This is a genomic window from Prosthecobacter sp., from assembly GCF_029946185.1.
Lineage (GTDB): Bacteria > Verrucomicrobiota > Verrucomicrobiia > Verrucomicrobiales > Verrucomicrobiaceae > Prosthecobacter.
In genome coordinates this window covers 1-23951 of record NZ_JAQSEA010000215.1, presented here as the reverse complement: position 1 = coordinate 23951, position 23951 = coordinate 1, and the positions used below count along the sequence as shown (strand labels likewise).

The 23951-nt window shown below is 58.6% G+C and carries 19 protein-coding genes; 10 read left to right on the top strand and 9 right to left on the bottom strand.

The window, feature by feature from the left end:
• The coding region (locus tag PSV43_RS18260; protein ID WP_300200682.1) for a DUF1549 domain-containing protein at positions 1–816 on the bottom strand (816 nt) is incomplete at its 3' end.
• 156 nt (positions 817–972) lie between these two features.
• On the opposite strand from PSV43_RS18260, the gene PSV43_RS18255 reads away from it, so the two are divergent.
• The 4 genes from PSV43_RS18255 to PSV43_RS18240 all read left to right on the top strand — a co-directional run bounded on the left by PSV43_RS18255 (position 973) and on the right by PSV43_RS18240 (position 5126).
• Positions 973–2361: an FAD-dependent oxidoreductase gene (locus tag PSV43_RS18255; protein ID WP_300200679.1), complete on the top strand. Its 1389-nt coding sequence runs from the start codon at positions 973–975 to the stop codon at positions 2359–2361.
• 3 nt (positions 2362–2364) lie between these two features.
• Positions 2365–3165 (top strand): SDR family oxidoreductase, encoded by an 801-nt coding sequence (locus PSV43_RS18250; RefSeq protein ID WP_300200676.1) that lies wholly within the window; start codon positions 2365–2367, stop codon positions 3163–3165.
• Positions 3166–3173: 8 nt separating this feature from the next.
• Positions 3174–4061: a sugar phosphate isomerase/epimerase family protein gene (locus PSV43_RS18245; RefSeq protein ID WP_300200673.1), complete on the top strand. Its 888-nt coding sequence runs from the start codon at positions 3174–3176 to the stop codon at positions 4059–4061.
• Between the two features lie 129 nt (positions 4062–4190).
• A complete protein-coding gene (locus PSV43_RS18240; RefSeq protein ID WP_300200670.1) occupies positions 4191–5126 on the top strand; it encodes an alpha/beta hydrolase in 936 nt (311 codons plus the stop codon).
• Between the two features lie 59 nt (positions 5127–5185).
• On the opposite strand, the gene PSV43_RS18235 is transcribed toward PSV43_RS18240, so the two are convergent.
• Positions 5186–5716: a dTDP-4-dehydrorhamnose 3,5-epimerase family protein gene (locus PSV43_RS18235; protein WP_300200667.1), complete on the bottom strand. Its 531-nt coding sequence runs from the start codon at positions 5714–5716 to the stop codon at positions 5186–5188.
• An 8-nt stretch (positions 5717–5724) separates the two neighbouring features.
• Complete coding sequence (locus tag PSV43_RS18230) at positions 5725–6723, bottom strand: glycosyltransferase family 2 protein (RefSeq protein WP_300200664.1); 999 nt, start codon at positions 6721–6723, stop codon at positions 5725–5727.
• On the opposite strand from PSV43_RS18230, the gene PSV43_RS18225 reads away from it, so the two are divergent.
• Positions 6722–7399, top strand: a complete 678-nt coding sequence (locus PSV43_RS18225) for a histidine phosphatase family protein (protein WP_300200662.1) — start codon at positions 6722–6724, stop codon at positions 7397–7399. The genes PSV43_RS18230 and PSV43_RS18225 overlap by 2 nt on opposite strands.
• Positions 7400–7408: 9 nt before the next feature.
• Here PSV43_RS18225 and PSV43_RS18220 read toward each other — a convergent pair whose 3' ends face one another.
• The gene (locus tag PSV43_RS18220) at positions 7409–9157 is read right to left on the bottom strand and encodes a hypothetical protein (protein WP_300200660.1); all 1749 of its coding nucleotides are present in this window, start codon (positions 9155–9157) and stop codon (positions 7409–7411) included.
• A gap of 91 nt (positions 9158–9248) precedes the next feature.
• Here PSV43_RS18220 and PSV43_RS18215 point away from each other — a divergent pair, with 91 nt between their 5' ends.
• Positions 9249–9692, top strand: a complete 444-nt coding sequence (locus PSV43_RS18215; RefSeq protein WP_300200657.1) for a thioesterase domain-containing protein — start codon at positions 9249–9251, stop codon at positions 9690–9692.
• 13 nt (positions 9693–9705) lie between these two features.
• Here PSV43_RS18215 and PSV43_RS18210 read toward each other — a convergent pair whose 3' ends face one another.
• Positions 9706–10746 carry an OmpA family protein gene (locus PSV43_RS18210; protein ID WP_300200654.1) on the bottom strand — a complete coding sequence of 347 codons (1041 nt, stop codon included), beginning with the start codon at positions 10744–10746 and terminating at the stop codon, positions 9706–9708.
• A gap of 159 nt (positions 10747–10905) precedes the next feature.
• On the opposite strand from PSV43_RS18210, the gene PSV43_RS18205 reads away from it, so the two are divergent.
• Complete coding sequence (locus PSV43_RS18205; protein WP_300200651.1) at positions 10906–11775, top strand: sugar phosphate isomerase/epimerase; 870 nt, start codon at positions 10906–10908, stop codon at positions 11773–11775.
• Positions 11776–11847: 72 nt separating this feature from the next.
• Here PSV43_RS18205 and PSV43_RS18200 read toward each other — a convergent pair whose 3' ends face one another.
• A complete protein-coding gene (locus PSV43_RS18200; RefSeq protein WP_300200648.1) occupies positions 11848–12534 on the bottom strand; it encodes a family 16 glycoside hydrolase in 687 nt (228 codons plus the stop codon).
• Between the two features lie 109 nt (positions 12535–12643).
• On the opposite strand from PSV43_RS18200, the gene PSV43_RS18195 reads away from it, so the two are divergent.
• Positions 12644–13225: a hypothetical protein gene (locus PSV43_RS18195; protein ID WP_300200645.1), complete on the top strand. Its 582-nt coding sequence runs from the start codon at positions 12644–12646 to the stop codon at positions 13223–13225.
• A 7-nt stretch (positions 13226–13232) separates the two neighbouring features.
• On the opposite strand, the gene PSV43_RS18190 is transcribed toward PSV43_RS18195, so the two are convergent.
• From PSV43_RS18190 to tsaA, 3 genes are all read right to left on the bottom strand, one after another.
• Positions 13233–20279 (bottom strand): autotransporter-associated beta strand repeat-containing protein, encoded by a 7047-nt coding sequence (locus PSV43_RS18190; RefSeq protein ID WP_300200643.1) that lies wholly within the window; start codon positions 20277–20279, stop codon positions 13233–13235.
• A gap of 377 nt (positions 20280–20656) precedes the next feature.
• On the bottom strand, positions 20657–21517 hold the full coding sequence (locus tag PSV43_RS18185; RefSeq protein WP_300200640.1) for a phosphotransferase: 861 nt from the start codon (positions 21515–21517) through the stop codon (positions 20657–20659).
• A complete protein-coding gene (gene tsaA / locus PSV43_RS18180; protein WP_300200637.1) occupies positions 21510–22193 on the bottom strand; it encodes a tRNA (N6-threonylcarbamoyladenosine(37)-N6)-methyltransferase TrmO in 684 nt (227 codons plus the stop codon). Before tsaA ends, PSV43_RS18185 begins: the two co-directional genes overlap by 8 nt.
• 88 nt (positions 22194–22281) lie before the next feature.
• On the opposite strand from tsaA, the gene PSV43_RS18175 reads away from it, so the two are divergent.
• Positions 22282–23604 (top strand): hypothetical protein, encoded by a 1323-nt coding sequence (locus PSV43_RS18175; RefSeq protein ID WP_300200634.1) that lies wholly within the window; start codon positions 22282–22284, stop codon positions 23602–23604.
• A gap of 56 nt (positions 23605–23660) precedes the next feature.
• Positions 23661–23951: DUF1080 domain-containing protein (locus PSV43_RS18170; protein ID WP_300200631.1), on the top strand; the 291-nt coding region annotated here is incomplete at its 3' end.

The following is a 23951-nucleotide window of genomic DNA, read 5'->3' as shown; positions in this document are numbered from 1 at the left end:
AGCCATCACAGCTTGCTTGTCCTTTTTGTCCTTCGTCAGACCGAGACGCTCGGTGCCATTGAAGACGGCCATGAGGCTGTAGTAGTCCTTAGCCAGAATCGGCTCTGTCTTGTGATCGTGGCAGCGTGCGCAACCGATTGTCATTCCGAGAAACACGCTGCCGGTTGTGGAGATCACATCATCGAGTTGATCGGCGCGATACTGCGCGAGCGCTTCCGGTGACTTGCCCATGTTGTCATCGTTGCTTGGACCGTTACGGCAGAAGCCAGTCGCGATGAGCGACGACTCGTCTGCGCCAACGATCTCATCGCCCGCGATTTGCTCCGCCACGAAACGCCCATACGGTTTGTCCTCGTTGAAGCTGCGGATCACGTAGTCACGATATTTCCACGCGTAGGGCCGGTCGAGGTCATTGTGAAAGCCGCTGCTGTCCGCGTAGCGCGCCAGATCCAACCAGTGACGGCCCCAGCGCACGCCGTAGTGCGGACTCTCCAACAATCTGTCGATCAATCGCTCCCACGCCTGCGGCGATTCATCGGCTACAAACACCGCCACCTCCTCCGGCGATGGCGGTAGGCCGGTCAAATCGAGCGTTACACGCCGAATCAACGTCGCTCGATCCGCCTCGGCGGACGGTTTCAGCCCAGCGGCCTCGAGCTTAGCGAGGACGAAGCGGTCGATGACATTTTTCGACCATGCACCGTCTTTCACCATCGGTGGCTGCGATTGCGTCACCGGCTGAAATGCCCAATGCTTGCGTCCAGTCTCGATGTCCGGCGCAGCACCGCGCACTCCAAGCTGCGAAGCGAGGAGCACCAAGAGAAAGCGATGGATCGATGAAGTTTGCAAACCTGACAGTAACAAACGCCACGTAGCCACAGCGCCTTGCGTTGCGTTGCCAATACGTTCAGCGTCGCATTTAACACACTCTTTGTCGTGGAACTGCGCGCCGGGCTTCCGTTATACTGAACCATGAATTCCAAGCCAAGCATTGAACGACGTACGCGGCGCGACTTCGTGAAGGCATCTGCCGTTGCGGTGGTGGCCCCCATGGCATCTGCGGGAGCTGCGACCAGCATGAAGGCACCGATGCGTGAGATCGAGACGGATGTGCTGGTGTGCGGCGGTGGATGTGCGGGCACGGCGGCGGCGCTGAGCGCGGCTCGGAATGGTGCGAAAACGCTGCTGGTGGAAAAGGCACCGTTTGCGGGCGGCATCATCACCAGCGTGGGCCTGCCCTATTTTGACGGCATTGCAGACATCAAAACGCATCGTGTGGTCGTGCGCGGCATCGCGCTAGAGTTGCTGGCGAAGACGGGGGTGTGCCAAGCGGATGCACAGGAGATCAAACCGCATAATCCGACGATTCCGAACACGTTTGAGTTCAAGGTGCTGCTGGACCGCGAGTTGCAGGCCTGTGGCGACAAACTGACCGTGCTTTTCAATTCCTTTGTGTGTGATGCAGAGTCTGCGAATGGCCGTGTAACGTCGGTGGTGATCGCCAACAAGGACGGACTAGTGCGCATCAAGCCCAAGGTGGTGATCGACTGCACTGGCGATGCGGATGTGGCCGCCCGTGCGGGTGCGCCGACGGAGCAAAGCGCCGAGGTGCAGCCACTGACGCTGCATTTCCGCATTGGCAAAGTCCAGCGCGTGCCAGACATCAGCAAGCTCTGCCGTGCCTCGCTGGTGAAAGCCCAGGAGTTGGGCGAACTCCCACACTTCTACGGCCCAGGGGTGATGTTCCTGTATTCCAATGATGAGGTTTACATTCACGGCGTGCGTGTCCCTGCAAATCCGACCGATGCCGCCGACTTGAGCCGTGCGGAGATGCAGGGACGCGCCGATGCGCTGGCGATGCACCGGGCGTGGAAACGTGATATTCCCGCCTTTGCGGATTCTTACTTTCTCGAAGCTTATCCGTGGATCGGGGTGCGTGAATCCCGCCGCCTTATTGGGCAGCACGTTTTGAACGAGAAGGAAATCATGCAGGGGCGGCGCTTTGACGACGCCATTGCCACCGGCTGCTGGTATCTCGATCTGCATCCCAACAAAACCGTTGTCGGGAGCGCGAACGACTTCAACCCAGAGAAGGTGCAGCCGGGACCTTATGACATTCCCTATCGCTCACTCGTAGCGCAGAAGATCGAAAACTTGCTCGTCGCCGGTCGCTGCCATAGCGCTACCCGTGGTGCACATGCTTCCACTCGTGTGACCGTGACCGCCATGGCACTGGGGGAGGCGGCAGGTTGTGCGGCTGCGATGAGCTTGAACCAGAAAACTGCGGTCGCCTCGCTCAATGGCCAGCGAGTTCGCGAAGCTCTCTTCCAACAAAACTCCGGTCCTTTTACCGAATCCTAAAACATGTCACGTCTTCAAAACAAAGTCATCATCGTCACCGGTAGTGTTACAGGCATTGGAAAAGCCATCGCCAAGCGCTGCGTTGCAGAGGGAGCACGCGTTCTCATTCATGGACTTGAGCAGGATCTCGGCGATCAAACCGTCGCTGAACTGGGCATAGAGAACGCCACGCTCGTCATCAAGGATCTCGCTGACGAAGCAGCACCACAATTGCTGGTGGATGAGGCCATCAAGGCCTTCGGTAAAATTGATGCAGTGGTGAACAACGCGGCGCAGGTGGGCACAGGCAACATCCAAACCACGGATGGTGCGTGGTTTCGCCGCATGCTGGAGATCAACTGTGTCGTCCCCTATCTCATCACCCGCGCAGCGCTACCGCACCTGCGCGAAACACGTGGCAGCATCATTAACATCGGCAGTGTGAATGCCTACAGCGGCGAACCCAATCTCATGCCCTACAGCGTGAGCAAAGGCGCACTCATGACGCTAACGCGCAACCTTGGCGACACACTCATGCGTGAGGACGGCGTGCGGGTGAACCAGATCAATCCCGGCTGGGTGCTCACGGAAAACGAAGCGAAGCGCAAACGCGAGCACGGCCTGAGCGAAGACTGGTATGCCGATCTACCCAAGGTCTATGCCCCTGCGGGGCGCATCCTCTGGCCGGATGAGATCGCCGCCTGCGCCGCATGGCTGCTTGCCGATGAATGCGGCCCCATCAGCGGCCAGGTGTTCGACCTTGAGCAGCACCCCTTCATTGGTCGCAATCCGCCGAAAGACGCCTCCACCATTCCCTCCAAATAACCAAGCTCATGCCAAAACTCGCCGCCTTCCCCAAAGCCTTCATGCATGCCTTGTGCAAAGAAGGAACCATGACCGTCTCCGAATGGATTCAGCTCGCCTCCAAGCTCGATGTGCAGGGTCTCGAATGGTATGCAGGCTTTCTGGAGATGGCCGATGAAAGCAACTGGCCGCGCTTTCGCAAAGAAGTCGAAGATGCCGGCAAGGTGATCCCGATGATGTGCTGCTCACCCGATTTCACGCACCCGGATGCAGCGTTCCGTGACAAGGAGATCGCCAAGCAGAAACGCTGGATCGACATGACGCACACACTCGGCGGCTCGTACTGCCGCGTGCTCAGCGGACAGCGGCGTCCTGAATTGACACTTGATGAAGGCGTGAAACTGGCCGCTGATTCCATCTACGCCTGCCTACCTTATGCCCAAGAACGCGGCATCACGCTGATCATCGAAAACCACTACAAAGACGACTTCTGGGACTATCCCGAATTCGCGCAGAAGATGGACGTTTTCTGCAAACTCGTGGATGCAGTGAATCACCCGAACTTCGGCGTGAACTACGACCCTTCCAACACCTACCTCGCGGGTGAAGACCCGATTGAACTGCTGAAGCGCGTCTCCCACCGCGTCGTCACCATGCACGCCAGCGACCGCTATCTTGCAGAAGGTACTATCGAAGATTTGCGCAACGAAGAAGGCGGTTCACAGGGTTACGCTAAACGTCTGCGCCATGGCGAGATCGGCAAGGGTCTCAATGATTACGACGCCATCTTCACCGAACTGAAGAGCAAGGGTTTCAATGGCTGGATCAGCATCGAGGACGGAGTCGATGGCATGGAGCAACTCGCACGCAGTGTCGAGTTCCTGAAAAAGAAGATCGCCCTCTACTGGCCGCAGTAAGCAATTCTACCCTTTCCAATTTTTGTTATGAAAACAAGCCCCCGCAATATCATAAGGGGCAACATCCGGCCACGACTTCTCGCTGTTGCAGCATTTGCGCAGGGATAAGACACACCTCAGTATCCCACCATGAAACACACCCTCCTCCTCGGCTTATTCTTTGTTCTAATCACCGCTCCACTGCATGCCCAGGAGCCTGAACGCATCCGCGACGTCATTTATACCAAGCATGATGGCGTGGCATTGACCCTGGACGTCTTTAAACCCGCGAAGCCAAATGGTGCGGGCATCATCAAGATCATCAGTGGTGGATGGAAATCGAATCACAATGGTATCAGCGATGGCGGCTGGCCAAAGGCAGGCTACACCACGTTTGTGGTCGTGCATGGCACCCAGCCAAAGTTTCAGGTGGAGGAGATCGTGGCGGACCTGAACCGCGCTGTGCGCTTCGTGCGTGCCCATGCAGCAGACTATGGCGTGGACCCGCAAAAGCTCGGAGTCACAGGTGGCAGCGCAGGCGGGCACCTGAGCCTGATGCTGGCCACGCGGGGTGGCCCGGGCGATGCCAAGGCGGCTGATCCGATTGACCGGGAAAGCAGCGCCGTGAATGCAGTCGCCTGCTTCTATCCTCCCACCGATTACCTGAACTGGTTTGAGCCGGGCGACAACGCCGTCGGCATCGGCAGGCTCGCTGCGTATGCAGGAGCCTTTGGCCCGAAAGCAGCCACCGAAGAGGGTCGTGCAATTTTGGGACGCGCTCTCTCGCCGATCTACTGGGTTCACAAAGGGCAGCCGCCCATCTTCATCGTGCATGGAGATGCCGATCCGCAGGTTTCCATCACGCAGTCACAGCGCTTCCTCAAGCGCTGCCAAGAAGAAGGCGAGGTGTGCGAGCTGGTCATCCGCGAAGGCGCAGGCCATGGCGGCTGGCAGGAAATGGCGCAAGACACAGAGCGCATGACCGAGTGGTTCGATCTGCAACTGCTTGGCAAGCAGCCGGCCAAGGCCTTCACGCTGAATGTGTCCTCCCTGCCCAGCACACCGGTGCAGAAGAAGAAGCCCTGAGGCCTGCGACAGTCAGGAGGACGGTGGACTTCCATCACGGATGTCGATAAATGCCCGCCTTACCCGCCCAGCGTCGGCGCGAAATTGAAGGGGATCAGCGGCGTATCGAGTGGCAGGCGGTATTTGTCCGGCTGGGCATGGTTGTAGGCGCGGGTTGGATTGTTGATGAAATGGGCATCCACATGACCCACATTTTGCACCGCATGAAACACTCCGGGAGGAATGCGTACCAGACCACGCTTCCGGTCACTGAAGTTCAAAACATTCAATTTTTGATAGGTGGGGGATTCCGGGCGGTCGTCGTAGAGAGCCACGCGGAATGAGCCGATGGCCAGAAACAACCGGTCGGCTTGCAGCAGGTGTTTAACCCAGCCCTTCGTCTGGCCAGGCCGGATGCTGGCAAAATAGGTATACACCATGGGGTCGTCATCAAAGTCCCACGCGGTGCTGAACACTTCGCACAGATCCCCACGTTCATCCGGGTGCGTGACCGCAAGACGTACTTTGACCCCATCAATCAAAGATTGGACCAACTGTCCTTGAGGCGTGACGGTCTGTCGGTCAGGTGCGGTGGGTAGTTCAGAGTTCATGGATGGAATCAGGATTTGGGCGCAAGCCCTTTGAATTTACGACGGCGGTCGAAGACTGTCTTTTTGTAGCCTCTCAATAGATTGCCGAAAAAGTCCGTTTTACCACGGAACCACAACCGCATGAGGGTGGCAGCCGCACGAAAAGGATGGGTTGCCAGCTCAAGCAACTCTGCTTGTTCAATATTCTCTCCGGCCTCCATTTTTTTCGTCCACGCCGCCTGCTCATGACAGGGTTTGTCACGATAAACATCTTTTCGTTCAGCCGCAGGAAGCTTAAGCACGGATAGTCGTGGAACAAAGCGAAACACACCTCCGTCTTCATGCATTCTGAGTAGCAAGTCAGCCTCTGGATCTATGGAGATCTCGCGAAACGATCTCCAGCCGCCCACTTTTTGCGCCAGGCTTTTGCGATGAATGAACCCTGAAGGTGGAATCCACATCTTGGGCCGGTAGCTCTGGGGATTGTGCGGCATCAGCACCCGTTTTTGATCCGGCAGGATGAATGAGACTGCCGCCCATGCCACGTCCGCTCCGGCATCCAATGCGGCTACCAAAGATTCCAGATGGTGCGGCAGCCAGAGATCATCATGGCCCAGATAGGCGATGTATTCACCCCGCGCGCGCTCGATGCCGTCGTTATTCGGCCCGCCTTGCTGCCCGAAATTGGTCTCTCGGTTATACCAATGCACGCGCGGGTCCTGAATGGCGCCCACCACTTGTTCAGAGTCGTCCGTACAGGCGTCTCCCACCACCCAGAGTTCGAAATCTGTCCGCGTCTGGCGTAGCACACTGCCGATGGAATACGGCAGCACCGAACTCCAATTGTAGGTGGCCATCACGACAGTAACTTTGGGGGTGGAATTTACCATCCAACACTGGTAGGCGAGCGCACAACTCACGTCAATCACCCGGTCCATCTGAGCCCGGCTGCTGAAATCAATAGATGCGCGTCCGGCTTGCGAATCCGCTCGAAAGACACCGATGGTCTGTGCTATAGGCAGGCCCATGGCTCTTACCCGCATTTACCTCATCCGTCACGGTGCCACCATCCTGACTGCCGAAGACCGTTTTGCCGGTGCCACCAACGTGCCGCTGTCGGATGAAGGACGCTCACAAGCAGGGCATCTGGCGCAGCGTTTGAACGGGCTGCCAGTGGCTGCGGTTTACGCATCCCCACTTGACCGTACGATGGAAACCGCGCGCATTCTGGCAGCGCCATTCTCACTGGAGGTGAATCCGCGTGACGGGCTGCGTGAGATCTCCCACGGGCACTGGGAGCAAATGACACGTGCCGAGGTGGGGCAGCAGTTTCCCACCGAAGTCGCCGCGTGGGATGAAGATCCGTACACCTTTGCGCCCACCGGCGGTGAAAGCGGCCTCGCGGTGACCGCGCGCGCGCTGCCGGCGCTGCTGGATATTGTGAGACATCACGAAGGCGAATCGGTGGTCGTCGTTTCGCACAAAGCCACGATCCGCCTTCTGCTCAGCTCCCTGCTCGGGTTCGATCCGCGAAGGTACCGGGATAATCTGGATCAAAACCCGGCTGCACTGAATGTCGTGGACTTCAAAGATCTGGTGCGTGCGCGTTTGATGCTGTTCAACGACACCTCGCATTATTCCGAGGACACGCTGATCAAGCCCGACACGCCGAAAGCCGGCCTGTCGAGTTGGTGGGCGAAATGACCTAAACCGCTATTTCTTCGGAGCCGTCTCTTTAAAATTCGTCAGCATCTCCTGCACTTTTTTGCGCAGTTCCTTTGCCTCAGCGCTGTTTCGATCCATGCCTTCAAGTTTGGCTTTTTGCGCCTTGATCTCTGTGGCGAGAGCACGGCGTTCTTCAAAATCCTTGCTGACCTGGGTGGGAGGTGGTGCGGCTTCTACGTCGTCCCAATCGTCCGTGCGGAATATGGAGGCGGGCAGGCCTCCGCTGTTGACGAGATTGGCACCTTCGGGATTCGCCGCCCAGGCGTAGCGCACGGCCACGGGTTGCTTCACTTCAGCACTGCTCACCAGCACGCTGTCCGTGCCGTCGATTTTCGCATCTGCCCAATGCCAGGCATGATCCGACCCGGCGATTTCGAAACGCTTCAGTTCGGCTCCGTCGCGTGATTTCAATCCTTTGCCAGCATGCTCAAACGTCACACGCACAGCTCCGTCTTTGACCTCACTCGATTTGAAGAGCGGACTGCTGTACACCAGATCGCGTCCGTAGTCTTTTGCCAGCGCCCAACGTGCGAGCCGGTTCCCGGGCGTCATTTTATCCTTCGGATGAATGTCACTTACCTCTCCCACATCATTGATGACGGCCATGCCGGTCTTGGGCGTGCTTTCCAGGATGTGACGCATGCGATCCTGCAGCAGCGCCCACGGGTCAGGGGTGCCTGGCGCGGTGGAAGGCGCGTGGAAGTTCGCCAGTTGCACAAAGTAGAAGGAGAATTCATCGCCCCAGCGCTTGCGCCAGTCGCGAATCATCAGAGGCAGCGTTTGGTCATACGGCACGGCTCCAGCCCTGGCATTTCCTTCGCCTTGGTACCAGATGGCTCCGCGCATGGTGTAGCCGGCGAAAGGATTGATCATCGCATTGAACAGCACACCCGGCTTGCCTTCGGTTACCAGCGGCGGCTTGGGTTCGGCAGGCTTCTTGGGCAGACGCTTGCGTTCTTCGGCGGATTTACCCTTCGCCGCAGCCATCGTGGCCTTCCATTTTTCCAATTGTGCTTCGTAGTTCGCTTTGGCTTTGACGGCATCATACGCGGCGGCCTCTGCCATCACCTTGTCCACCATCGCCTTGGTACCGGGCAGGGTGTTCAGCGCCTCGCGGCTGGTGAAGGTCTCCACCGGCTTGCCACCCCAGCACGTTTTCAGCACGCCGACAGGGACGCCGAGTTCTTGATGCAGTTTAAGTGCGAAGAAAAAGGCGACCGCCGAGTACCCCGGTACCGTTTCAGGCGTGCACAGCGACCACTCGCCCTCGATGTCAGCCTGTGGCTTTTCTGCGGTCACGAGCGGCGCATTGAACATGCGCAGGCCTGGATAGTTGGCCTTGGTCATCAGCTCCTCGTAGGCAGGCGAACGGTTCATGGTGTAAAACATGTTCGACTGGCCGGAAGCCAGCCATACCTCGCCGACGAGTACATCCTTGATCGTCGCGATGTCAGCACCCGCTTTGACCGTCAATTCAGAGCCCGTCGCATCGGCTGCGCCCGTTGGGATCGCTGCGCGCCAGTGTCCTTTGTCATCCGCCGTGGCAGACGCGGCCTTGCCTTTAAAACTCACCGTCACCTCTGATTTCGGTGACGCTGTGCCCCAGATCGCTGCCTCACGCTCGCGCTGAAGCACCATGTGGTCGCTGAAAAAGTGCGGTAGCGAGAGTTCGGCCAGCAAACTGGCGGGCAGGCCCAGGCAAAGGGCGACGGCAAAAAGACGCGAAAGAGATTTCATGGTGATTGGTCGGAGTGAGAACGATCAGAAAGCCCCGGCCTATCGCGAAGATCATTGCGAATTCGCGCAGCATCCCGACAGTCTCATTCCGATGAACGACGACCTTCTGCGTGACACCGAACGCTTCCTCCATGAGCAGATCCCGCTCACGCACGCCATGGGCGTGAAGCTGGAAAGCTACGATGGAACCCAACTCGTCGTCACGGCACCGCTGGAGCCCAATCACAATCATCTCGGCACCGCGTTTGGTGGCAGCCTCAGCGCACTGACCACGCTGGCCGGCTACGCAATGCTCTGGCTGCAACTCGGCGACCGTCATGCGCACATCGTTATTCGCGAGAGCTCCATTCGGTATAAGCGTCCCGTACGCGGGGCCCTGCGTGCCGTGTGTACGCGACCAGATGATGCGGCACTCGCAGCCTTCAAGGCGACCTTCCAAAGCGCTGGCAAAGCACACCTCAGGCTCCAGGTACAAGTCATCCACGCAGATCAGGTCTGCGTGATGTTCGAAGGAGATTTCGTGGCGCTTCGGTAACAACAGCCTCAAATCACTTGGCCTTCGCCGTGCCCATGTCCACGAGTTCGACACGGCGGTTCTTCGCACGGCCTTCCTCGGTGGCATTTGTCGCCACGGGAGAAGCGAAAGAAATGCCCACCGGGAACAGCCGCTCTTTAGAGATGCCCTTGCCCGCCAGATTGGCCACCACGGAGTCCGCACGGCGCTGCGACAGGCTGCGATTGTACTCAAAGCTGCCCTCCGTATCCGTGTGGCCCACGACCAGCACACGCAGGTCTGATTTTTCCTGAAGCAGCTTGGTGATCTCCGCCAGCGTTGCATCAGAGTCTGGGCGGATCGTGGCTTTGTCTGTGTCAAACAGGATGCCATAGAGCGCCACCTTGCCGTTGAGGGCGATCTGGCTGGCCATTTCCTCCGCCTTCACCAGCACCATTCTCTGCTCCATTGGCTTCACCTCGCAGATGTCTACGCGTATGATGGTGCTCTTCTCGGGGACCTTCAGCGAGGCAGCGGTCCAGGAGGCTTCGAATGACCAGACGGAGCAGAACACGTCTCCCTCTGGACGGGCAAGGCGGGTGGCAAGGTAATGAGACTTGGTCTTGTCCGGCCCCTGCATTGCCATGATCTGCGGATGATCCTGGTTCGTGTTCTCGGGCGTCATGCCATAGACTTCCATCGCAAGATTGTTGCCCTTGTTCTTCTCGACTTCTTCACCCGAGGCGCGGAAGAGAATCTCGAAGCCTTTCTCCTTCAGTTCATTTTCATACTGACGCACGCCCTCCAGCGTGCCGATGCCCGCAGGCAGATTGTAAAACAGCGTGGTCTTGCGGCCTTCGACCTCCACACTTTTAAAGGGCTTCATTTTCCCATCGCCATAATCAAACACGATGCACTCCAGCGCCATCTTGAGCGAATCGTAGTTCTTCTGCTCATACGACACCAGCGTCGAGCCTTCGTAGCGCTTGATCAGCGGATGATCCTTGCCGCCCTTCACATCCGCAGCCGATGACGCTCCCGCGCAAAAGCCGCAGACAAACACGACAATGACCCAGGCAGATTTCAGATGACTCATGAATGGGAAAATGAACTCATCGCGCCGCCACGCAAGCAAACTCCTTGGGAAAAGTGCCGATTGCCTGGAGGCGCTGAGCTTGAGTCGCGGCCCTTCCGCATGGCTCTTCCGTCCTTCGAACTTGCAAGAAGCTCGCGTGGGGTCCGTTCAAACGCTTCCATGATTCGCCAGACCCTCCTCTCTCTCATTCTTGGCACAGCCTCCCTGGCTGTCGCCGGTCAAACATTGCCCGAAAGCGCCAAAGTCGGCCAGTTCTATGCCGGCTGCCAGGCCTACACCTTCAAGGCTTTCGATTTGATGACGGCGCTCGAAAAAATCGCCGCCGCCGGTGGCAAAACGGTGGAGTTCTTCCCCGGCCACCTGCTTTCCAAGACTGACCCGAAATCCAAGTTCGATCACAACACCACCGCAGAACAACGTACTCCCGTCAAAGCCAAGCTCAAGGAGCTGGGCCTTACTCCGGTGGGCTACGGCGTCGTGCGCCTGCCGAACAATGAAGAGGAGTGCCGCAAGATTTTCGACTTCTGCAAGGATATGGGAGTCGGCGTGGTCGTCAGCGAGCCAGCCGACGACGCCTTCGACCTCATCGAAAAACTGGTGAAGGAGTACGACATCAAGATGGCGATCCACAATCATCCCAAGAAGCCCCTCGACCGCAGCTACCGCTACTGGGACCCCGAGTATGTGCTGAGCCTGGTGAAAGACCGCGATGCCCGCATGGGCTCTTGTGCCGACATCGGCCACTGGGTGCGCTCCGGCGTGAAACCCACCGACGCCATCAAGCTGCTGAAGGGCCGCATCTTTGACAGCCACATCAAAGACCTCGATGCTTTCGGCGTGCGTGAAGCCAAGGACATGGTCTGGGGCACCGGCCAGTCAGACATCCCTGCCGTGCTGAACCTCTATGCTGAGCAGGGCTTCATGGGCCCGCTGGATGCCGAATGGGAAAAGGACTGGGAGACCAGTCTGCCTGACGTGACCAAGTGCATGGAATTCGTGAAAAACTTCAAGCCGACGACCACGAAGTAACCGCCATTTCGAAAAACAATTCCACAGCGGCGCAGGGTCAACACCTTGCGCCGTTTTGCTTTTCCAGGCCCATCAGGGAGCGCTGGCGCGCACGTCATCAATCCACAATTTCTTGCCCATCCCAACGAGAAATACCAGTCGCGACTTCGCCACCTCGAACACCGTGCCTTGAGCCGTGAGTTTCTGCTTGTCGTTCACCGTCACAGTCACGTCATTGCCTTTCAATGATACATCCAGCTTGATCCAGGCTCCTGGCTGCGCCTGCAGCGGCGCGCTGGCCAGGCGCTCGGTGCGGTAGTATTGCGGATCGGCCAACTGCTCCGCCGTGGGAGGTGGCACCTTTTTACCATCCTTGGTGAGGGCAGCCCGGAGCTTGCCTTGGTCGATGTGTGACTGCGGTGTGCCACGATCCTGCGCAAGGGCCAGGGTGTTGCCGTAAATGGACACACGCAGCAGATGCGCAGCGCCACCGAAGGCGGATTCACCGTCGATGAGCATCAGGCAGTTGCCCTTCTCGTCGAGCTTCACCCTGAAACTCATGGCAAGATCACGCCCTGTCAGCGGCGCAAAAATCGCAGGCCCATGGCTGTCATCCTTCGTGCAGACGCCTTGCAGGGCACCATCCACCACGCTCCAGGAATTCGCCCGACCACCCGTGGTCCAGCCCTTGGGCAGTCCTGCGGCGGAGAAATCTTCGTGAATGAATTCACCTGCAAAGGTGGAGGTGCAGATCGTAAAGGCGAGCAAATAACAGCGCATGAAAACGAAACGACATGAACCGGGGCGCTGTTGCGTATCAGCACACGAATCGACTATGATAGTGGCATCCAGCATTGACCAGACAACGTCCGCAATCATGATTCGCTCCATGAAACGTCAAACCCTGGTCCTCTCACTCCTCCTGCTCTGCCTTGGCGCATCAATCTCTCGCGCCGACCAGTTTGTGCTATTCGATGTCACCTTCACATTCACCCATGAGGACGCTCTCAAGTCGAAGCCCAATCAATCCCACTACTATGTGCGGGGAGACATGATCAATGCGCAGCGTCCCAAGGACTGGACCGCCCCCGTGGACTACCGCAACGGCACCGTCCATGTGCGGCTCGAAGTCCTCGAAAAGCCTGCGGGTGAACAGCCCACGACGTGGAGCGTGTGCTACATCCCGAACAAAGGCCAGAACCACGGCTACGGCTGCATCGGCACCGGGGCTTACAAGACAAGCGGCGTACATGAAAAGGACATCGACATGACCAGCTTCTGGCAAAACAAGGACATTGTCTGGGAACAGGGCATCAAGGAAATGCACCTCGTCATCAAAGACGATCACAACCTCCACGCGCACAAGCGCCCCGATCCGGCGAAGTTCTTCCCCACCAAGGTGCGTATGACACTCATCCAAGTCTCAAAGGGTGCGAAGTATGATTCTAAACTGGGGCCGAATCAGCCCTGAGCAGCGTTTAAACCAACCGACGACGACGGCGGCCGCCAAGCAGGGCGGCCGAGGCCATCAGCAACAGCAGGGCGCGGCTGGGTTCTGGCACCACCACGGTGATGCTGCCGTCTGTCAGGAAACTGCTCACGTCCCAATACAGGGAAAGTGAACTGAGGTCAGGCAGGTCAAATTGAAGGGCGTTGTCCTGGCTGCCATTGCGCACCACGGTCCCGACATCAAACGAGCCATTGAGCAGCCCGGTCCAGTCCAGCAAGTCGTACTTGTTGCCCGCAGCAAAGGCCGTGCTGAACTGGGTTCCAGTGAGCGAGGTGGTAACACTCACTTTGCCATTCAGCGTGAGCCCGCCGGAGTTGAGCACAATGATCCGGTCATTGAGGGACACACCTTCGATCTGAAACACCGCCGTCCCGCCGGAGGTCAAATTCAGGCTGCCGACGTTCAGGGTGCCCACCGAAGTGCCGCCTGTGTCCCCCGGTTGAATAAAGCCCGAGGTCACAGTGACGGCACCGCCCACCGTGCCGCTACCAGCCAGCGTGGCAGAGACCCCGTTCACTGAGACAACACTGCTGGCGGAGGTGGAACCCTGGCCCGCGACGCCAATCTGCAACGCTCCTTGGCTGATGGTCGTCGTCCCAGTGTAGGTGCTGCCGCCTGACAAGCTTTGAGTTCCGGAGCCGAATTTGACAAAGTTGAGCACCCCGCCTCCAGATCCGTCCCTCACAGTGCCGCTGTAGCTCTGGGATGAATTGTCGCCGCCCACGGTGAGCGTGGCAGAAGTGGCATTCGCATTCTCGACGATGCCCGCGCCTGCTAGCGAACCAAGCGAGTTGTTTTTGCCAGCCAGGCGCAGGGTGCCATCCACAGTCGTCGCAGAATTGATGCCGAAGGCGCTGGCACTGCCAGCGACGAGCGTTCCACCGGCATTGACGATGGTGGCACCCGTATAGGTATTGGTGCCACTCAGCGTGAGTGTCCCCGCACCGGTTTTTGTGATGCCGCCGGAGCTGTTGGCAGCCAGGACCGCCGTGTCCAAAATAGCACCCGCGCCACCACCACCAGTCAGCGTGACCGTGGGTGTACCGGTGTAGCCAGTGCCCGGGCTGGTGATGGTGATGCTGCCGATTTTGAAGGTTCCATTGCCCGTGCCGTCATCGACCATATTGGCCACTGCGGTCGCGCCAGAGCCTGTGCCACTGATGAAAACGTAAGGAGCACCGACGTAGCCACTGCCGCCGTTGGTCACGGCAATGGTGGTCACGCCATTACCCGCAGGCGCAAGCAGGGCCTGAACGATCATGATTGATTGGCCATTGCTATCGACGGTCAGCCCACCCGCGAAGACGTTCGCGCTGGTGAGGCCGGTGAGGAAAGTGCTGTTGCTCGCTGAGGTAGCAGCCTTGAGGGTACCGCCATTGAAATTGACGATCCCAGTGCCGTTGGTCTTGGAAATCTGTCTCGTAGAGTAAACACCACCATTCAAATTGAGGATGCCGACGTCATCTGCGGCAAGGCCAAGATAGGTGGTGCCATTGATGGTGATCACGGCCTCCCCAGCCACCGTTTGCTCACCACGGATCCCAAAGGCGTTGTTGCTGACTCCATTGTAGCCGATCCGATTGGACAGCGCTGTCATTGTACCGCTGGTCAGGTAAGCAATGCCAGTGGCGTTGGAAAGATTATTACTCGCGTTTGCCCCGACCTCCAAGCCATTGCCAAAGAGGATGTTGACCGCGCCACCCGATTGATAAAAAACACCCGTCGAGTACGAGCCCCCGCCCCCCATCCGAAAGCGGACGTTCCCGCCGCCGGTGTCAGTCACAGTGCCGCCGCTCAGATTATAAAAACCGTAGGAGCCGGCAGTAGAGTTTCCACCGATGCCCAGATTGAAGTTATTGTTGAACAAGATGTCTCCACCAGTCTGATTGAAAGCGCCCACGCTGCCAGCTCCAGACCCCACACTGAATGCCGTATTGGTTCCATAGATGCTGCCACCCGCCAGCAGATTGAAGACGGTGGACGTATTAGCCACAGTGACAGCCCCCGTGTAACTGCCGGAGAGATTCACGGTCCCAGCGCTGATCGTCAGCGTTCCAGTGGTCACGTTGGCACCGGACAAAGTCAGCGAACCAGCGTCGCTTTTGATCACGGCACCGGAACCACTGATGGCTCCCGCAATGATGGTGTTGCCTGAACCCCTGCTCGTCAGGTTGAATGCACTCATGCCTACCGCACCACCGATGGTCAGCGTGTTGCTGCTGTTGTTCGTCCATGTTTGGATAGCACCCAGAGTCACCGGAGCGTTCAAAGTAACGGCCCCGGCCCCGCTGTTCACGGTGATGCCGCTGGCGATGGTAAGCGTGTTTCCATCTGCATTCAGCGTCACCGCATTGGCGTCACTCACGGTCAGGCTCTTGATCGACATATTCGCCCCGAGGACCATGGCACCCTGATTCGTTGCACCCGTGGCCGAAAAAGTGATGGCGGCACCTGCGCCCGGGACCAGCGGCGTTGTCCCCGTGCCATTGGCGTTGGTCACCCAGTTGCTGGCGGTGCCATCGGAGAGCGCCCACACGTTGCTGCCTGCGCTGAGGCCGCCCTTCCAGTAAGCCGCCGTCAATGCCGTGGCGCTGGCGACATTGATGCTGAGCGTGGTGTCGGTCGCCACGAAGTTGTTCACGGTGAAGTTCGTGGCGTTGTAAAGCTGCGTCAGTGTGTAGGTGGCACCGCCCGATGTCAGCCCGCTGGCAACGGTGATCAAATTGTTGGTGCCAGTGGACAATGTGGCCGCAGGAATAAAATAGAGAGCCACTCCGACAGAACCACTCGCCGATGCTGCGGCTGAACTGGTGATGACCGACTGGCTGAGCGTACCGCCAAGAGCGGTGCCTATGGTGCTGCCTCCCGCAAGAGTCAAAACACCCGAACCGATGCTCAGTGAGCCAGCAACCGTTGGACGGTAGGCAAAGATCGCTCCACTGCCAATGCTCAAGCCGCTGTTCGATCCCAGTGCCGAGGTGCTCGTTCCGATCAAGGTGCCGGCTGTCACCGAGGTGCCACCCGAATAGGTGTTCGCACCCGATAGAAAAGCCGTCCCGAGGGTGGTCTTGGACAAGCCAGCGCTGCCCGCAAGTATCGCACTCACCACACCCGACTGAATGTCATACGCAGTGGTGCTGGTGAGGATGCCGCTGCTGCTGGTGATGGTGCCGCCGCTCACCTGCACATTGGCCAGCGTCTGATTGAAAACTTGCAGAGAAAAGGTGCCACCGCTCACCACCAGATTGCTGGCGGCATTGATCTGATTGGATTGCAGCAGCTTGGCGGTGCCACCGCTCACTGTCAGATTTCCAGCGATGGCCTGTCCGCCCGTGGTGTTGAGGTCAAGCGAACCCGCAGTCACTATCGTCATTCCGGTGTAGGTGTTTGCGCTGGTGAAAACCAGAGTGCCGAGGCCTGTCTTGGTCAGCCCACCCATGCCACTCAGAATCGCCGTACTCTGAAGGGTGGCCGTTTGAAGGGTGCCCATTAGAGTTCCGCTCACATTCCAGGTGTGCGTTCCCGAGATGTTGCCCGTGTTGTTGAGCACGATGTTCAAGCCACCCGTCAGGCCGTTCAAGGCGGTGTTGCCATTCACTGTCATGTTCACTCCCGCCACGTTCCCAATGGTGCCATCCACCCAGTTGAAATTGATGGTGGCGGTGTTAGCACCCGCACCTGTGCCCGCCGTGCCGCGTTGGATGGTCGTGGCGTACAATGCACCGCTATAGAGATTGAAATTGCTGGTGATGGTCTGCGCCACCACAGTGCTGATCTTGTCCGCCAGCGTGAACGTCGTCACGCTGATCGTCCCACCACTGAGGCTTAGCGTGGCCATCGCCTGACTGGAGGAATTGCCCACAGTGACAGCCCACTGCTGTCCCAGAATGATCGCGGTGGCATCCAGCGTGCCCAGGCCCATCAGGAATGTCCCGGTGACCGCCTTCCCAGCCGAGCCGTTGCGAGTGGACTGCCCGATCAGCAAGGTGCTAATTTTGGCATCCAGTGTGCTGGCACCCGTCACCCCCGTGATCAAATCCACCGTCGAATCGGAAGTCAGGACACCACTGGCATTGTAGCCCACCGTCACCGTCGCACGGTCTGCATCGGTGCCTCCCGTGCCGCGAATTTTCAGCGTTGGATTGACGAGTCCGGTTTGGAAATCTAGCAGCGCAATGGTCTTCTGCTCCCCGATTAAGATAGTCGTGGCGTTGATGGTGTTGGTCTGACCCAGATGCACAGCACCGGTATTCAGTGACGTGAGACCGGTGCTGAAGGGATTGATTTTGAAATTCGCCGCCGTGATGGTGTTCGTAGCTGCCAGGGTCAAAACACCGTTCCCGGTGATCGCAGCCGAATTATTGTTGGCCAGTCCACCCACATAAAAATTCCCGGAGGTGTTGGTGTAGTTGAACGTGCTCAAACCTGACATATCCAAAGTTTCCGACCCGCTGTTGTTCGCATCGCCGCCACCGACTTGAATACTCCCGTTGTTCACCGTGAGGGCACCACCGGCCCCGGTGATGACATGACTGGCAGTGCCGGTGGTAGGAAAGGTGAGCCCACCCAAGGTCTGGCTGGTGGAACCAACGTCCAGCGTGCCGCTGCTACCAGTGAAACTCACCGTCCCGGTGCTGAGCAGCCGGTTGTCACCCCCGCTCAAGACCAGCGTACCGGCCACGATATTGGTGCCGCCGCTAAAAGTGTTCGCCGCAGTGAGTTCCAGGGTTCCCGTGCCGAACTTGACCAAGCCGAGAACGTTGCTGCCGCTGTACGGATTCCCAATGGCGGAGCCGTAGGTGAACGTGCCACCCGCATTCGTGGTATCAAGTCCGAGGAATGAGCCGCTCATGAAACCCGTAGTCGCCGTGCCCAATCCCTTCAGAACGTCGATGTCCGCCGCCGTGAACTCGCCCGCGCCACCCACGTTGAAAGCTGCCGTCGCTCCGGGGCTGACCACAAAATTCGTCTCCGTCCAGCTCGCCGTGTTGCCATTGTATAGCGCGGTTTCCAGCCCGAACTGCACCGTGCCGCTGGTGATTGCGGTCGGCCCCGCATAGCTGTTGGCACCCGCTAAGATCAGCTTGCCCGTGCCGGTTTTGGTCAACCCGCCCGCACCGCTGAGAGTCACCGTGCTCTGCACAGTGGCGGTCTGCGTGCCATCCACGTTCCAGGTGTGCGTACCCGAAGTGTTCCCGGTGTTGTTCAAAATGATATTGAGCCCGCCGGTCAGACCGTTCAAGGCAGTCTTGCCGTTCACAGTCATATTCGCTCCTGCCACGTTGCCTATGATGCCGTCCACCCAGTTAAAATTGATGGTCGCGGTGTCGGCTCCCGCACCGGTGCCAATCGTGCCACGCTGAATCGTTGTCGCATACAATGCGCCGCTGTAGATGTTGAAATTGCTGGTGATTGTCTGCGCCGCAGCACCGCTAAGCTTGTTGGCCAGCGTCAGAGTGGTAGTGGTGATGGTGCCGCCCTTGAGATTAAGCGTACCGATGGCTGCGCCTGAAAATGTGTTGGTGCCGGTTACCACCCCCTGCTGTCCCAAAATGATGGTCGTGGCATTCAGCGTGCCCAACCCCATGGTAAAGGTCGCCGTCGATGCGAATCCCACGGAGACATTGTTCCGAACGTTTTGTCCAATCAGCAGCGTGCTGATCATAGCGTCCAGCGTGCTCGAAACCGAACCGCCGCTGGTCAGGTCAACCGTAGCGATACTTGCCACGATGCCACTGTCATTGCTGCCAACGGTCACAGTTGCGCGATCAGAATCCGTGCCTCCCGTGCCGCGAATTTTCAGCGTCGGATTGGTGAGACTCTGAAAATCCAGCGTCGAAGTGGCTTTACCCACTCCGACCGTGATGGTGGTGGCATTGATGGTGTTCGTCTGCCCCAGATGAACCACACCCGTGTTCGGAGAGCTAAGTCCTGATGAAAATGGACTGACGATGAAACTTGCCGCCGTGATGACATTGGTCGTCGCCATGGTCAGCATGCCACTGCCGCTGACTGCGGCCGAAACATCCGCCCGCCCACCCACGCTGAAGCTGCCGCTAGCATTGCTATAGTTGAAGGTGCCTAGGCCGGACATGTCAACCGTGGTCGAGTTGCTGCCCGTGGCCGTCGTGCTACCACCTCCAATTTGAATACTTCCACTGGTAACGCTGAGTGTACCACCCGCACCGGCGATCACATTGCTGTTGATTCCTGCAATGAGAAAAGTCAGACCGCCAAGCGTCTGACTGGTAGCGCCCACATCCAGCGTGCCACTGCTGCCAGTGAAATTCAGCGTCCCGGTGCTCAGGAGCCGGTTGTTGCCGCCACTCAGCACCAGCTTGCCCGCAGCGATGTTGGTTCCCCCCGTATACGTGTTCGCACCAGAAAGTGTCCATGTGCCCGCGCCGCTCTTGGTCAGGATCAGACTCGTCGCACCACCATTGACAATGGCTCCGCTGATCAGGTTGGCCCCGGTGTTTGCTCCCGCCAGTGTCAGGGTCTCCGCCCCGCTTGTGGCACTGCTGGAAATCCCGCCGGCGATGACCAGAATCGTGCTGGCACTGGTGCCGTCATTCTGAATCGTGAACGTGCCCGGCGTGGTTGTTGAATTCGGCGTCAGGATCAGCGGCGCGTTGATTGTGAAAGTCTGGTTTGCCGCCGTGAGCGTGGACAAAATCGAAATCGCACCTGCATTGGCCGTGGTGATCGTGCTGCCACCCAGAGCACCCAGCGAAAAGCTGGTCGCATTCGTGTCGAAGATGATGCTCCCAGGCTCTGCATTCGCGGACAGCGTGACATTTCCCGACAGCGCGATGTTAAACAGCGCCGCATCCCCCGCCCCGGGCACTGCGTTTGGATTCCAGTTTCCCGCCGTGTTAAAATCTCCCCCGGCGGGCTGGTTCCACGTGATGGCCTGCCCGGATGCGGGCAGGCCAAGGGCCAGCAGAGCGCCCACGATACAGATGGGTAAAACGTGGCGTGCGATGAGAAATGGAGGCGATGTGAGGCGATGCATGAACAGAGATAAAATGGAAGACAGCACGGAAACTGCCCGGGCGGCGGCAGAGCCGGAAAACAGAGACTGAAATCGGAACTCAAACGTTCAACTCAGCCTGCATCCGCAGATTCCTTCGCTTCTGGCAGCCAAAATCAGAGGCTCCAGACACAGATGTCTCCGTGCAAAAACCGCTGTGAAAATCCGCTGCAAAGAAGCAGGTTCATCTGCCATGTTTCCACGGCATTATCGAGCCATTTTTAGTAGCGCCAAATGCCACATAATTCGAACTAAAAGCACCCGATAAAACCCCTTAAAATAGACGGGCACTTGGAAAACGTTGCCTTTTATCCGTCCCTTCGATGCCCCGCAAAAGACAGACTCCTTTCGCCACTGCATCAAATGGCAGACTGCACTCTCAGCCAGTCGATCCGGCGCTGCAGTTTCTCCTGACGCTCAGCATTTGGATGGGGGTAGAGGATCGGATACCAAGATGTCATCACCGCCGCACGGGCGATGAGGCACTGGTGAAGCGCCTTTTCATTCACAGGCCCATAAGCATCGCAGATCGCCTTCACTTTGACATGATCCTCGTCGAGGATCTGCGCATTCCAGATGATGGAGGCAACATCCCATTCGACCGGCCCGGAGAAGGTGTCTTCCCAGTCCGTCCACAACAGCCCGCATGTGGTGTTCATGAGATTGCCCATGTGGGCGTCGCCATGCAGCGGCTGATGCGGGTAGCGGCTGAGCACCTCAATGGAATGTGTGAGGTGATCCCGCAGCATGTGCTGCATGTTTTGATGAAATACTTCGCGGTCCTGTAAAATCGCGAGGCTTTCAGTGATGATTGCCAGCTTGGGCAAAGGCACCGTGAAATGGCGCATGATGTCATGGCATTGACGCAGCGTGCGGCCGATCTCGAATGGATCGGGCTCTGCATCCACGCGGGTCACGAACTGCCAAAAATTGATCGGATAGCCCAGATGCTCATGCGGCCCCGGAGGCAGATCTGGGTGCAGCGGGGTCACCGGTGCGCCGTTCTCAGTCAGATGCTGGGCGATGGCATTTTCCCGCGCAAACCACTCCGTGCCCTGCCGCGGCCCGTCCACATCCTGCACCACGCGTGCCACCAGCGTTTCCGTGAGGCGCAGCACCAGCGTGCTGCCATTTTGAAGGATGTCGCAGCGGTCCGGCACGATGCCGTGCGCTAGGGCCGTTTCGGTGGCGGCGCGGATGGGGAGATCAGTGTCAGTCATGAAGATCAAAGCGTTCGCACGATTTCACACACGCCCCTGAGAGCGTCGCGGCCCAGCGCACACGCCAGCCGGCGATCTCCGTCGCATACTCCCTCTCTACGTCCTCGTGATAGGCGGGCTGAGGCTGCAGGGCGAGTGATTCGTTGATGATCACACGCACGTCATCCGGCACATCGCTTTCACAATCCCAACGCACCGGCGATTGCGGCGGCGCTTCGTCCGCAAAGCCGCTGCTCGCTTCGGGCACCGAATCAGCAAAGCGGATGTAGGGTTTGATGTCGAGAATCGGCGTGCCATCGACGAGATCGACGCCGGAGACGTAGAGACGCGGCGCGGCATCGCCGTCCAGTTCCACGCGGTCAAGCTTCACCACGCTGAGCGTCAGCCGGTTCGGCCGAAACGGTGAACGTGTGGCAAAGACCCCGCGCCGCTCGTTGCCCCCGAGCCGGGGTGGACGCACCGTGAGCGAGGTCGGCTCTTCGGTGACCAGATGAAACTGCGTGATGAGCCACAGATGGCTGAACTGCTCAATGCCGCGCACCGCCTCCATGCGCCGATACGCCGGCTCAAACTCAACCACGCCCCACGCGCTGGGCACCAAGCCCGACTGCCGCGGCACACCGAACTTGTCGGTGTAGCACGTGCGCAGCGTAGCGATGACGTTCAGGGAAATCATGATAACGAAGGGAGCGCGCGCGCTCTGTGTCCGCATCCATTTTCTTCATCGGTTGCTGAATCTACTGGCCGCCCCATCTTGACCACTCATGCACCCTGCACGTCTGCTGCTCTCCATTCTGCTTCTCTGCACCTCGGCGCATGCCGAACGCATGAGCTGGCTGGAGAATGATCGGGTGAAACTAGGCGTGGACCTTGAGCGCGGCGGGGCGATCACATTCCTGGCCAGCGTAAAAAACGGGGCCAACGTGATCAACAACTTCGACCTCGGGCGGCAGGTGCAGCTTTCGTTTTACTCCGGCCCGGTCCCGTTTGAAGCGAACGGGCAGAAGCCTGCGGAGCACTGGCGGCACATTGGTTGGAATCCCATCCAGACGGGCGATGATTTCAAAAACAGCAGCCGCGTGCTGTCACATGAGAACGACGGCAAGCAGATCCACCTCACCTGCGCGCCCCTGCAATGGCCACTGAATAACGTGCCGGGCGAATGCACCTTCGACTCCTGGCTGGAACTCGACGGGCCGGTGGTGAAGGCTCGTGCGCGGCTCACGAACACGCGCAGCGACGCCACGCAGTATCCGGCACGTTTGCAGGAGTTCCCTGCCGTCTATGCCAATGCCGCATTTCATCGGGTAGTCAGCTACACCGGCACACGGCCTTTCAGTCAGGATGCAGTTTCCGTCATCCCCAGATCTCAAACCAAGCACCCGTGGTCCTTCTGGACCGGGACCGAGGGCTGGGCGGCACTTGTTGATGAGCATGATTATGGCCTCGGTCTCCTCACGCCGGGTCGTGTTCATTTCACCGGGGGCTTTGCCGGCAAGCCCGGCCCCAATGACACGCATGGCAACAGCACCAGCTATGTGGCCGGTCAGGGCCTGGAGATTCTCGATCACAACATCGTCTATGAGTTCCACTACGAGCTGGTGCTCGGCACGGTGCAGGAGATTCGCGCCCGCGCCCTGACCCATCGCCGGCAGGCGCCGCCAGCCTGGAGCTTCACGCAGGATCGCCAGGGCTGGCACCATCGGAATGCCCGTGACATCGGCTGGCCAGTAAAAGACCATCTGCATGTGCTGCTGGAGCAGGAAGATCCGCAACTCATCAGCCCTCAAACCTTCTGGCAGGCGGCAGATGCTCCCTATCTAATCATCGACGCCGCCTTTCACACTCAGCAGAAGCAAGGCGTGGTGATGTTGCAGCCACATGGGCAGCAGAGTTTTTCGCCTGCAACCATGACAAGCTTTCCCCTCATCGCCGACGGTGAGTTTCACAGCCATGTTATTCCTCTGTCTTCCAGCCCCGCTTATCGCGGCAGCATGCTACGGCTGCGGATCGACCCCGTGGGCAGCGCCGAGGCTGGCGCATGGATGAAAGTACGAAGCGTGCGGCTCGCGACCACGCCGGAGTGATGGCCAGCGGATGAAACATTGTACAAGAGACGGCCTCTTGCTCCGTTTAGTCGCACATGCTCCGCTCCGCTCTCTGCCTCCTCTCACTCGCCTTCGTCCTGCCACTCGCTGCTGAGGACAAAGCCCCCTCACCACCCTCAGGCTTCACCGCCATCTTCAATGGCAAAGACCTCAGTGGCTGGAGCGGAAGCGACAAATACTGGTCCGTCGAAGACGGCTGTCTCACCGGCGTCACCGATGGGAAGCTCGACTACAACCGCTTCATCACCTGGAAAGACGGCAAGGTGAAAAACTTCGAGCTGCGCGTGAAGGTGAAAGTCACCACCGGCGGCAACAGCGGCCTGCAG